Below are 11,026 nucleotides of genomic sequence, written 5' to 3'. Positions count from 1 at the left end.
GGTGCCGGGTGCCGGGTGCCGGGTGCCGGGTGCCGGAGGTGCAGGGGGCGCAGGGCGTGCAGGAGGTGCAGCGGGTCGGCGACGGGTGGACAGCGGGCCGCGTGAGTCAGCCCACGGGCTCGGCGTCCGCCTCTTCCCGCGCGGCGGCCGAGCTGCCGCCCGTCGGCTCCGGCGCCTCCCCGAACCGGGCCAGTGCCAGCGCCCCCGCCACCGCCACGGCGAACCCCAGCACCGCGAGCGGACCGAGCCCCGCCCTCGTACGGTCGCCCAGCCAGATCACGCCCACCGCCGCCGGGCCCAGGGTCTCGCCGAGCACCATTCCGGCCGTCGCCGTGGTGACCGAACCGCGCTGCAGCGCCGAGGTCAGCAGCAGGAAGGCGGCGCCCCCGCCGAGGAGGAGGGCGTAGAGGGCCGGGTCGGTCAACAGGGCGTACGGGCGCAGCGAGTTCACCAGGCGTACCGCGACCTCCACCACCCCGAAGCCGAACCCCGCGCCGAGGCCGAGGAGCAGCGCGCGCGGCCGCCCCGAGAGCCTGCCGCCGACCGCGCCGAGCAGCAGGACGCCCGCCGCCGTCGCGAGCAGCACGTACGGCAGCCAGGCCGGGCCGTCGCGGTCGCCCTCCGCGCCCGAGGCCAGGCCGAGCATCGCGAGCCCCGCGCAGACCACGCCGACCGCCGTCCACTCCGCCCCGCTCAGCCGCACCCGCAGCAGCCGGGCCGCGACCACCGCCGTCACCGCGAGGCTCGCGGCCAGCGCGGCGCCCACCGCGTAGATCGGCACCGAGCGCAGCGCGAGGATCTGGAGCACGAAGCCGAGCCCGTCCAGCGCGAGGCCCGCCGCGTACCGCCACTGCCGCACCGCCCGCAGCAGCAGCGCCGCCTCCCCGCCGCCCTGTCCTCCGGCCGCCCGCGCGGCCACCGCCTGAAACACCGTGGCCGTACCGAAGCAGACCGCCGCGCCGAGCGCGCACACCATTCCAAAAAGCACAAAGCGACTGTAGGGGAACAGGAGTACGTGGGGCCGCCCTGCCGGAAACTCACACCGATCTCTAGGGTGGCTGTCGAACACGACATCGACGGGTACACATCGACGGGGGAGAACAGAACATGGCGAACACCCGGTCCCAACTCCGCTCCACGACAGTCGTTCTGGGCGGCATGGGCCTCCTCGCCGCCGCCCTGACCGCCTGCTCGTCCAAGCCGGACAAGCGCTGCGTCGACCACAGCAGCTACAACCTGGTCAAGGGCTACCAGGTCGTCGCGGACAAGAACTGCACCACCGCCACCAAGGTCAACGGCTCCTGGTACTACGGCGGCAAGAAGAAGGGCTCCTGGGTCAAGGGCGGCTCCTTCACCCCACCCCGCGAGGGCTCCGGAAGCACCAGCACCTCGGGCACCTCCCGCACCTGGCGCAACGGGACCGGTGGCGGCTCGTCGAACAACGACGACGGCGACAGCGGCGTCCACCGGGGCGGCTTCGGCGACGGCCACGGCAGCTCCGGCGGCTGAGCGGACCGGAACCGACCACCATGGAACGCCACACCATCGCCCCCCGCCCCGACTGGCAGCAGATCGTCGAGCAGCAGGGCGTGATCTATCCCCTCACCCGCCACCCCGACGACTCCCTGCGCCCCTACTGGGACGAGAGCGCGTACTACTCCTTCTCCCTCCCCGAGGTCGAGGCGCTGGAGGAGACCGTCGCCGAGCTGCACGCCATGTGCCTGGCCGCCGCCGGGCACCTGGTCGAGCACGACCGGCTCGCCGAACTCGGCATCACCGACCCGCGCGTGGTCCGCGCGGTCACCGAGGCATGGCACCGCCGCGTCGAACTCCCCTCCATTTACGGCAGGTTCGACCTCCGCTACGACGGCACCGGACCGGCCAAGCTGCTGGAGTACAACGCGGACACCCCGACCTCCCTGGTCGAGGCCGCCTCCGCGCAGTGGTTCTGGATGGAGGACCGCTTCCCCGGCGCCGACCAGTGGAACTCCCTGCACGAGCGCCTGGTCCACGCCTGGCGCGCCCAGGCCAAGCTGCTCCCGCCCGGCGTCCCGCTGCACTTCGCGCACTCCTCGGCCGACGAACTCGGCGAGGACCTCATGACGGTCGCCTACCTCAAGGAGACCGCCGAGCAGGCCGGACTCGACACCGACTGGCTCACCATGGAGGAGATCGGCTGGGACACCCTCTCCGGCCGCTTCGTGGACAACCGGCTGAGGTTCATCCGCGCGATCTTCAAGCTGTACCCCTGGGAGTGGCTCACCACCGACTCCTTCGGCGGCCACGTCCTCGACACCCTCGACAACGGCGGCGGCACCGGCAGCACCCTGTGGATCGAACCCGCCTGGAAGATGCTGCTCAGCAACAAGGCGCTGCTCGCGATCCTCTGGGAGCTGTACCCGGACCACCCGAACCTCCTCCCCGCTCACCTGGACGGCCCCCGCGACCTGGCCGACACCACCGGCTACGTCGCCAAGCCCCTGCTCGGCCGCGAGGGCGACGGCGTCACCCTGCACCCGCCCGGCTCCCCGGCGCCCCCGGAGCCCGAGGACCTCTGCTGCTACCAGGCCCTCGCCCCCCTCCCCGCCTTCGACGGCAACCACGTCGTCCTCGGCGCCTGGGTCGTCGACGGCGAACCGGCCGGCCTCGGCATCCGCGAGTCCAGCGGCCTGATCACCGACTCCTACGCCCGCTTCGTACCGCACGTGATCCTCTAGCCCTCGTGATCCTCTAGTCCTGGGGGACGCTGCTCATCCGCAGCCCCCGAGCGCCGCTGCTCATCCGCAGCCCCCCGGGGGCTGCTGCCCGCCCGCAGCCCCCGGGGCCGCAGCCCGTCTGCCCACCCGGACCGGCTGCCGTCCGCCCCGGGATCGGCCACCGTCCGCCCCGTGCGCCCCGGGACCGGCTACCGCCCGCCTTGTCCGCCCCCCCCGGACCGGCCACCGCAGCCTTGTCCGCCCGCCCGGACCGACCGCCATCCGCCCCGTCCGCCCCCCGGACCGACCGCCGTCCCCCCGGCCCGGCCGGTATGGTGGCCGTGGGCCGTGACTGGCGCGCTGGGATGGGACGGACCATCGGGGAGCGGCCCGTGAACAGCGAGTGCCGTGCGCCTGGGCCGAACCGAACACGCCGACACACAGACGCGCCCTGTCCGGAGGTCCCCATGCCCGAGAACGCCACCCCGTCCGGCTCCGCCGAGTCCACCGCCTTCCGCGCCGCCCTCGACGTCATCCGCGCCGTGGAGCCCCGCGTCGCCGATGCCATCGGCCAGGAGGTCCACGATCAGCGCGACATGCTCAAGCTGATCGCCTCCGAGAACTACGCCTCCCCGGCCACCCTCCTCGCGATGGGCAACTGGTTCAGCGACAAGTACGCCGAGGGCACCGTCGGCCGCCGCTTCTACGCGGGCTGCCGCAACGTCGACACCGTCGAGTCCCTCGCCGCCGAGCACGCCCGCGAACTCTTCGGCGCCCGGCACGCCTACGTCCAGCCGCACTCCGGCATCGACGCCAACCTCGTCGCCTTCTGGGCCGTCCTCGCCGACCGTGTCGAGGTCCCCTTCCTGGAGAAGGCGGGCGTCCGCCAGATGAACGACCTCAGCGAGGCCGACTGGGCCGAGCTGCGTCAGGCCTTCGGCAACCAGCGGATGCTCGGCATGTCCCTGGACGCGGGCGGCCACCTGACCCACGGCTTCCGCCCGAACATCAGCGGCAAGATGTTCGACCAGCGCTCTTACGGCACCGACCCCGCCACCGGCCTCATCGACTACGAGGCCCTGCGTGCCCAGGCCCGCGAGTTCAAGCCGCTGATCCTCGTCGCGGGCTACTCCGCCTACCCGCGCCTGGTGAACTTCCGGATCATGCGCGAGATCGCGGACGAGGTCGGCGCCACCCTCATGGTCGACATGGCCCACTTCGCCGGCCTGGTCGCGGGCAAGGTCCTCACCGGCGACTTCGACCCGGTCCCGCACGCCCAGATCGTCACGACCACCACCCACAAGTCGCTGCGCGGCCCGCGCGGCGGCATGGTCCTGTGCGACGACTCCCTGAAGGACCAGGTCGACCGGGGCTGCCCGATGGTCCTCGGCGGCCCGCTCCCGCACGTGATGGCCGCCAAGGCCGTCGCCCTCGCCGAGGCCCGCCAGCCCTCCTTCCAGGACTACGCCCAGCGGATCGTGGACAACTCCCGCGCCCTCGCCGAGGGCCTGATGCGACGCGGCGCCACCCTGGTCACCGGCGGCACCGACAACCACCTCAACCTGATCGACGTCGCCGCCTCCTACGGCCTCACCGGCCGCCAGGCCGAGGCCGCCCTGCTGGAGTCCGGCATCGTCACCAACCGCAACGCCATCCCCGCCGACCCCAACGGCGCCTGGTACACCTCCGGCATCCGCGTCGGCACCCCCGCCCTCACCACTCGCGGCCTCGGCACGGCGGAGATGGACGAGGTGGCCGGCCTGATCGACCGCGTCCTCACCACCACCCAGCCCGGCACCACCAAGTCCGGCGCCCCCTCCAAGGCCCAGCACATCCTGGACCCGAAGCTGTCGGACGAGATCTCCAAGCGAGCGACGGACCTGGTGGCGGCGTTCCCGCTGTACCCCGAGATCGACCTCGGCTGACCTCGTCCGGCTGACCTCGTCCGGCTGACCTCGTCCGGCTGGGCACGCCCCTCAGAGGTTGACCAGCTCATCCCGTGGCGGCCTGGCACTCTGCCGGGCCGCCACGCGGCGTATCAGCAGTCCACCGGCACCGCCCAGGACCAGTCCCGGTGCCGCCCACCACATCCCGTCCGTCAGCCGATCGGGCGCGGATGACCCCGACGCGCGGGCGACGGCCGGGCGGGGAGTGGCCGACTCCGACTGCCAGGGCCCAGGGAAGACCCCCGCGTAACCGTCACCGGTGCGCGTGCCCATCACCCCCAGCTTCTTGAGCAGCGCGGTCAGCTCGGCGCCCCGCTCCGCGCGATGCCAGTAGCCGTTGGTCGACTCGGGCAGGTCCCTCGCCGTGTGTATCCAGACGGTGCCTGGCTTGGTGTCGACCGGGAAGACCCGGTCTATCCGCCAGGGCGCCATGTCGTGCGCCATCCAGGTCACATTGATCTGCCGGGCGTACGACATGTCCATGGTTGCCTCGGGAGGCAGCTCGCGTGCGCCCTTGTTCTCCGGGCCGAGCAGCCGCAGCAAGGTCTCGTACTCCTTGTCGGAGTTGTACAGCGATGTGGTCTGCTGACTCTCCGGAGAAGCCACCAGCACACTGGTGGGCCCACCGGCGGCCGCAGGGGACGCGGCCCACAGCACCAGCCCGACCGTCGCCGCCAACAACCCGCCCAGAGCCCTCAGTTCACGAACCGTGCCGTTCCGCATTCCGTCCCCCAAGCCGTGTCCCGTGCGGCCCGTCCATGAGCCGCGTGTCACTTCTGGTACACCGCTCGACACGACGGGGTTCCCATCCGGCCCGGACCGTTTTCGACGGCTTCGCCAAGCCATCCCGAGACCCCCGAAGCTCCGAGACCCGGAGCGCAGGGAGCCCTCCCCAAGACCTACGGCGCCCCGTTCTCCAGCGACCTCGCGATCTCCACGGCCCGCGACTTCGACGGCACCCCCTCCAGCCGGAGTGTGACCTCCCCGCCGGGCGACGCGTGCGTCCACAGCAGCGTCGGTCCGGCCGTGCGCACCGTATGGCTGTACCGCTCGCCGTGGTCGCCGAGCAGCCAGAAGCTGAGCTGGTGCGGGCGGGGGAACCACAGGGCCGGGTCGGGCACGGTGCCGTTCCCCTCCGCCGTGGTGCCGTTCAGCGGCACCCACTCCGGTGGTTCGCGCACGGTCTTGGTGAAGCCGACGTCCAGCCAGGCGGGGAACTCGTCGAGGCGGACGGTCCGGCCCTGCTCGCGCCAGCACAGGGTCACCAGGAAACGCCCGCGCGGCTCACCGCTCACCGTCACCGCGTCCGGCGCCCCCAGCGCGTCCGGCACCAGCGGCTCGAACCCGGCCCGACGGGCTGCCTGCCCCAACGTGACCGAGGAGCGGCCACAGCCGGGGACCTCGGTGCCGGGGGAGGGCACCGCCGACGGGTCGTACCGCACCTCGACGCCGCCGAAGCCGAACCAGTCGAGCAGGGCCGCCCGCGCCGGGGGTGTGGCCACGGCCACCGTCAGCAGACCGCACAGTATCGCGGCCAGCGAGCGTCGGCGCAGCCGGATCCAGCGCCGGACCGCGCACAGCCGCTCCCGCGTGCTCGGCGGCTCGGCCACCGGGACCGGCAACTGCTCGGCGAGTATCCGCTCCAGCACCCGCTCGACCATCGACTCGGCACCGGCTGCCGCGCCCGACCCCCAGGCGCCGTCCGCCCCGGCGGACCCGGCCCCCTCCGTGCCCCCGGGTGTGTCCAGGGACCGTCCCAGTCCCCGCAGCTCCTCCGGCAGCCCGGACTCCCGCTCACGGCCGCGCCGCCCCCAGGGCCACCGGCCGCCCGCGCCCTCGCGCGGACCCGGACCCGGAGACATGTCCGGACCCGGAGACCTGTCCGCCTCGTCCTCACGCACTCCCGGCACCCCCTTCCCCGGGCTGAAGATCCGGCAGCAGGCGCCCCAGTTTCCGCAGGGCGCGGGTCAGGCGGGACTTGACCGTGCCCCGGGGCCAGCCCAGGGCTTCGGCGGTCTCGGACTCGTTCATCTCCAGTAGATAGCGGTAGGTGACGACCAGGCGATGCTCCTCGCTCAGCTGTTCAAGGGCGGAGAGGAGTGCCGCGCGGCGCTCGGTCTCCAGGGTCGCGACGGCGGGGTCCGCCGACTCGGGTATCAGCGGCTCCGCCTCCGCGAACGCGGCCTCCCGGCCCGCGAGCGTGCGCTGCCGTGCCGCCGTCCGCACGGTGTTCCGTGCCTCATTGGCGACGATGGCGAGCAGCCAGGGCTTGAAGGCCGCACCCTCCCGGAAGCGGCCCACGGTGCAGTACGCCTTCACGAAGGCCTGCTGCACCACGTCCTCCGCGTCCGCACCCGCTCCGAGCGCTCTGGCCGCCCGGAGCGCGATGCCCGTATGGGCCCGCACCAGCTCCGCATACGCCTCCGGCTCTCCGGCGCGTACGCGTGCGATCACCGCGGCCTCATCGGCGATGCGGCCCCCCTCCCGCGTTCTCACGTTCTTGGTACACCGCGAGAGCGGGATCGGTTCCCATCCGCTTCCGGCCGGTTCCGGTTTCGGCCGGTTCCGGACCGGTCCCCGACACCTGGGAGACGGACCGGTCCCCGACACCTGAGAGAATGGGGGGCATGGCGACTGACCGACCCCGCGTGCTCTCCGGCATCCAGCCCACCGCCGGCTCGTTCCACCTCGGCAACTACCTCGGCGCCGTGCGCCAGTGGGTGGCCCTCCAGGAGACCCACGACGCCTTCTACATGGTCGTCGACCTGCACGCGATCACGGTTCCGCAGGACCCGAAGGAGCTGCGGGACAACACCCGCCTGGCCGCCGCCCAGCTCCTGGCCGCCGGTCTGGACCCCGACCGCTGCACCCTGTTCGTGCAGAGCCACGTGCCCGAGCACGCGCAGCTCGCCTGGGTCATGAACTGCCTCACCGGCTTCGGCGAGGCGAGCCGCATGACCCAGTTCAAGGACAAGGCCGCCAAGCAGGGCGCCGACCGAGCGAGCGTCGGCCTCTTCACGTACCCGATCCTCCAGGTCGCGGACATCCTGCTCTACCAGGCCAACGAGGTCCCGGTCGGCGAGGACCAGCGCCAGCACATCGAGCTGACCCGCGACCTCGCCGAGCGCTTCAACACCCGCTTCGGCCAGACCTTCGAGATCCCGAAGCCGTACATCCTCAAGGAGACGGCGAAGATCTACGACCTCCAGGACCCGAGCGTCAAGATGAGCAAGTCGGCGTCCACGCCGAAGGGTCTCGTCAACCTGCTCGACGAGCCGAAGGCGACGGCCAAGAAGGTCAAGAGCGCGGTCACGGACACCGACACGGTGATCCGCTTCGACCCGGAGAACAAGCCCGGCGTCTCCAACCTGCTCACCATCCAGTCGACGCTGACCGGCACGTCCATCGCCGACCTGGAGCGCGCGTACGAGGGCAAGATGTACGGCGCCCTCAAGACCGACCTCGCCGAGATCATGGTCGAGTTCGTGACGCCGTTCCGCGAGCGCACCCAGCAGTACCTGGACGACACCGAGACGCTGGACGCGGTCCTCGCCAAGGGCGCGGAGAAGGCGCGCGCGATCGCCGCCGAGACGCTGGCGCAGGCGTACGACCGGGTGGGCTTCCTGCCCGCCAAGCACTGAGCGCGCACGGCGGAGACGCGCACTGAGCGGGGCCCCGGGTGCCGAAGTCGCCCGGGGCGTACGACCGCACGCGTGTCCCAGGGGAGAAGCGCCGTACATCACGTCCGTTGCGCCTGCCCGGGGGACGGCCGTGGCCGTACAGTCGATAGCCGGTGGCCGGGGCGCAGGTGGCCGGCCGGACAACACGTGACGACGGGAGACGACGTGGGGACCGTAACGATCGGCGTGTCGATCGCGGTCCCGGAGCCTCACGGCAGCCTGCTCCAGGAGCGGCGCGCGGGCTTCGGTGACCCCGCCGCCCATGGCATCCCGACCCATGTCACCCTGCTGCCGCCGACCGAGGTCGACGCGGCGGACCTGACGGCCGTGGACGCCCATCTCGCCGCCGTCGCCGCCGCCGGACGCCCGTTCCCGATGCGCCTGTCCGGCACCGGCACCTTCCGGCCCCTGTCGCCCGTCGTCTACGTGCGCGTGGTGCGCGGCGCCGAGGAGTGCGCGGAGCTCCAGCAGCGGGTGCGGGACGCCTCCGGACCGGTCCCGCGCGAGCTGCAGTTCCCGTACCACCCGCACGTCACCGTGGCGCACGGCATCGAAGAGGCCGCCATGGACCGGGCGTTCGAGGAGCTGGCCGGGTTCGAGGCCGAGTGGTCCTGCGCCGGGTTCGCGCTCTACGAGCAGGGCCCCGACGGGGTGTGGGGCAGGCTGCGCGACTACCAGTTCGGCGCGCCGGTCGTACCGCCGCAGGCGGGCCCCCCGGCCGAACGCGGCACGATCGCCAGCCGCTAGCTCCTGCGGCTCCGGAGGCTCCGGAAACTCCCGCGCCTACAGCGGCAGTCGGCGGAACAGTGCCCGCGGGGTGTGCCGCAGCGCCGCCATGACCGGTCGCAGCGTCCCCGGCACCCACACCGTCTCCGAGCCCCGGCGCAGCCCGAGTTCGACGGCCGCCGCGACCGCCTCGGGGGTGGTGGAGAACGGCACCGGGCCGAGCCCGGCCGTCTTCGCGGTCCGTACGAACCCGGGCCGTACGACCATCACCTGGACGCCCGTGCCGTACAGCGCGTCGCCGAGCCCCTGCGCGAAGGTGTCCAGACCGGCCTTGCTGGAGCCGTAGATGAAGTCGGTGCGGCGGGCGCGTTCCCCGGCCGTGGCGGAGAGGACCACCAGCGCGCCGTGGCCCTGGTCCTGGAGCGCGCGGGCGGCGACCAGCCCGGAGGAGACCGCGCCGGTGTAGTTGGTCTGGGCGAGGCGGACGGCGCGCATCGGGTCGCACTCGTCGCGCGCCTGGTCGCCGGGCAGCCCGAAGGCGAGCAGGACGAGATCCACCTCGCCCTCCGCGAACACCTTGCCGAGCACCGTCTCGTGGGACTCGGGGTCCAGGGCGTCGAAGGCGACCGTACGCACGTCGGCGCCGAGGTCGCGCAGGCTCGCGGCCGCGCGGTCGAGCGCGGCGGAAGGGCGCCCGGCCAGCCAGACCGTGCGGGTGCGGCGGGCGACCAGGCGGCGTGCGGTCGCCAGCGCGATCTCCGAGGTGCCGCCGAGGACGAGCAGGGACCGGGGAGGTCCGGAGACAGCAGACATGCCCGTGACCGTATCGCCCGCATATGGGTGATTCACCGCAAGGCGTCGCCGGGCTCCCCGCAATGGGTGATTAATGAGACGCGGTACAAGTGCGGTGCCGTACCCGTGGATCGGGGTACGGGCACATGGAGTTCCCGCGACGAGGGCAGAGACGGATCATGGACTGGCTGAAAAAGCTCCCCGGCATCGGGCCGGTCGTCACCTGGGTGATGACCACGCACGCGTGGCGGTCGTACGCGCGTCTGGACCGGGTGAACTGGACCTGGCTGGCCGCCGCGATGACGTTCGTCAGCTTCGTCGCGCTGTTCCCGCTGCTGACCGTCGCCGCCGCGATCACCGCCGCGACGCTCAGTCCGTCCCGGCAGAAGACGGTCGAGAAGCAGATCGCGGCCCAGTTCCCGGGGCTGGCGGACAAGCTGGATCTGGGTGGTCTGGTGCACAACGCCGGGACGGTCGGCGTCATCGCCGGTGCCGTGCTGCTGTTCACCGGCATCGGCTGGGTCGGCCAGATCCGGGACTGTCTGCGCGCGGTCTGGGAGTTGCCCGACCGGGGCGTCAATCCGGTCGTCGCCAAGATCAAGGACGCCGGGGTGCTGGTCGGGCTCGGCGGCGCCCTGCTGCTCACCCTCGCCGCCTCCACCCTCGCCTCGGCCGCCATCGGCCGGGTCGCGCACGAGATCGGCCTGGACGAGCACAGCTGGGGCACCGCCCTGCTGCGGGCGGCCGCCTTCGCCGTCGCCGTGCTCGCCGACTTCCTGGTCCTGCTCTACGCCCTCACGCTGCTCCCCGGCGTCGAACCGCCGCGCCACCGCCTGCTGGTGGCGGCCCTGCTCGGCGCGGTCGGCTTCGAACTGCTCAAGCTGCTGCTCAGCGGCTACATCCAGGGCGTCGCCGCGAAGAGCGTCTACGGCGCCTTCGGCGTCCCCGTCGCCCTGTTGCTGTGGATCAACTTCACCTGCAAGCTGCTGCTCTACAGCGCCGCCTGGACGGCGACGAACGGCGCGGAGGGCGACGCGGAGGCGTCCGGCGAGGTCACGGACGGTTCCGGCGGTGCAGCAGGTCGGGCAGCGGCCAGCGGCGGTTGACCAGGAAGGCCGCGCCCGCGAGCAGCACGAGCAGTCCGCCCGCGAGGGCGGCGGCGGTCCCGGCGCCCCGGTGGCCGCCG

General features: G+C 72.7%; 11 protein-coding genes, 1 pseudogene and 1 riboswitch. Of the genes and pseudogenes, 6 read left to right on the top strand and 6 right to left on the bottom strand.

The features are described 5' to 3' along the window. Positions 1–106 precede the first annotated feature (106 nt). On the bottom strand, positions 107–976 hold the full coding sequence (locus tag GTW40_RS22325) for a DMT family transporter (protein WP_161181969.1): 870 nt from the start codon (positions 974–976) through the stop codon (positions 107–109). A gap of 131 nt (positions 977–1,107) precedes the next feature. Here GTW40_RS22325 and GTW40_RS22320 point away from each other — a divergent pair, with 131 nt between their 5' ends. From GTW40_RS22320 to GTW40_RS22310, 3 genes are all read left to right on the top strand, one after another. After that, positions 1,108–1,509, top strand: coding sequence for a hypothetical protein (locus GTW40_RS22320; protein ID WP_161181967.1), 402 nt, complete (start codon positions 1,108–1,110; stop codon positions 1,507–1,509). Between the two features lie 20 nt (positions 1,510–1,529). Continuing rightward, positions 1,530–2,717, top strand: coding sequence for a glutathionylspermidine synthase family protein (locus GTW40_RS22315; RefSeq protein ID WP_161181966.1), 1,188 nt, complete (start codon positions 1,530–1,532; stop codon positions 2,715–2,717). 317 nt (positions 2,718–3,034) lie between these two features. Then, positions 3,035–3,123, top strand: a riboswitch (ZMP/ZTP riboswitch). Between the two features lie 40 nt (positions 3,124–3,163). After that, on the top strand, positions 3,164–4,621 hold the full coding sequence (locus tag GTW40_RS22310) for a glycine hydroxymethyltransferase (RefSeq protein WP_161181965.1): 1,458 nt from the start codon (positions 3,164–3,166) through the stop codon (positions 4,619–4,621). A 51-nt stretch (positions 4,622–4,672) separates the two neighbouring features. Here the strand turns inward: GTW40_RS22310 and GTW40_RS22305 are convergent, their stop codons facing one another. The 3 genes from GTW40_RS22305 to GTW40_RS22295 all read right to left on the bottom strand — a co-directional run bounded on the left by GTW40_RS22305 (position 4,673) and on the right by GTW40_RS22295 (position 7,096). Beyond that, the gene (locus tag GTW40_RS22305) at positions 4,673–5,248 is read right to left on the bottom strand and encodes a hypothetical protein (RefSeq protein WP_343245761.1); all 576 of its coding nucleotides are present in this window, start codon (positions 5,246–5,248) and stop codon (positions 4,673–4,675) included. 293 nt (positions 5,249–5,541) lie between these two features. Beyond that, positions 5,542–6,504, bottom strand: a complete 963-nt coding sequence (locus GTW40_RS22300) for a hypothetical protein (RefSeq protein ID WP_161181964.1) — start codon at positions 6,502–6,504, stop codon at positions 5,542–5,544. 31 nt (positions 6,505–6,535) lie between these two features. After that, entirely contained in the window at positions 6,536–7,096 is a 561-nt protein-coding gene (locus GTW40_RS22295; protein WP_161181963.1) for a sigma-70 family RNA polymerase sigma factor, read from the bottom strand. 173 nt (positions 7,097–7,269) lie between these two features. Here GTW40_RS22295 and trpS point away from each other — a divergent pair, with 173 nt between their 5' ends. Beyond that, complete coding sequence (gene trpS, locus GTW40_RS22290; protein ID WP_161181962.1) at positions 7,270–8,283, top strand: tryptophan--tRNA ligase; 1,014 nt, start codon at positions 7,270–7,272, stop codon at positions 8,281–8,283. Between the two features lie 204 nt (positions 8,284–8,487). Beyond that, the gene (locus GTW40_RS22285; RefSeq protein WP_161181961.1) at positions 8,488–9,069 is read left to right on the top strand and encodes a 2'-5' RNA ligase family protein; all 582 of its coding nucleotides are present in this window, start codon (positions 8,488–8,490) and stop codon (positions 9,067–9,069) included. 36 nt (positions 9,070–9,105) lie between these two features. On the opposite strand, the gene GTW40_RS22280 is transcribed toward GTW40_RS22285, so the two are convergent. Then, on the bottom strand, positions 9,106–9,861 hold the full coding sequence (locus GTW40_RS22280; protein ID WP_161181960.1) for a decaprenylphospho-beta-D-erythro-pentofuranosid-2-ulose 2-reductase: 756 nt from the start codon (positions 9,859–9,861) through the stop codon (positions 9,106–9,108). A 158-nt stretch (positions 9,862–10,019) separates the two neighbouring features. On the opposite strand from GTW40_RS22280, the gene GTW40_RS22275 reads away from it, so the two are divergent. Further along, entirely contained in the window at positions 10,020–10,946 is a 927-nt protein-coding gene (locus GTW40_RS22275) for a YihY/virulence factor BrkB family protein (protein WP_161181959.1), read from the top strand. Here GTW40_RS22275 and GTW40_RS22270 read toward each other — a convergent pair. Then, a pseudogene (locus GTW40_RS22270) lies at positions 10,894–11,026 on the bottom strand (D-alanyl-D-alanine carboxypeptidase); the annotation flags it as partial. The gene GTW40_RS22275 and the pseudogene GTW40_RS22270 sit on opposite strands and share 53 nt — an antisense overlap.

Source organism: Streptomyces sp. SID4985 (genome assembly GCF_009863025.1).
GTDB lineage: Bacteria > Actinomycetota > Actinomycetes > Streptomycetales > Streptomycetaceae > Streptomyces.
Note: the sequence above shows the minus strand (reverse complement) of the source record. Positions and strands in the feature narration are given on the sequence as shown.

Bases quoted from the DNA above. Each gene is read 5' to 3' on its own strand.
- GTW40_RS22325 (WP_161181969.1), bottom strand. From the start codon at position 976: ATGGTGTGCGCGCTCGGCGCGGCGGTCTGCTTCGGTACGGCCACGGTG.
- GTW40_RS22320 (WP_161181967.1), top strand. From the start codon at position 1,108: ATGGCGAACACCCGGTCCCAACTCCGCTCCACGACAGTCGTTCTGGGC.
- GTW40_RS22315 (WP_161181966.1), top strand. From the start codon at position 1,530: ATGGAACGCCACACCATCGCCCCCCGCCCCGACTGGCAGCAGATCGTC.
- GTW40_RS22310 (WP_161181965.1), top strand. From the start codon at position 3,164: ATGCCCGAGAACGCCACCCCGTCCGGCTCCGCCGAGTCCACCGCCTTC.
- GTW40_RS22300 (WP_161181964.1), bottom strand. From the start codon at position 6,504: ATGTCTCCGGGTCCGGGTCCGCGCGAGGGCGCGGGCGGCCGGTGGCCC.
- trpS (WP_161181962.1), top strand. From the start codon at position 7,270: ATGGCGACTGACCGACCCCGCGTGCTCTCCGGCATCCAGCCCACCGCC.
- GTW40_RS22280 (WP_161181960.1), bottom strand. From the start codon at position 9,861: ATGTCTGCTGTCTCCGGACCTCCCCGGTCCCTGCTCGTCCTCGGCGGC.
- GTW40_RS22275 (WP_161181959.1), top strand. From the start codon at position 10,020: ATGGACTGGCTGAAAAAGCTCCCCGGCATCGGGCCGGTCGTCACCTGG.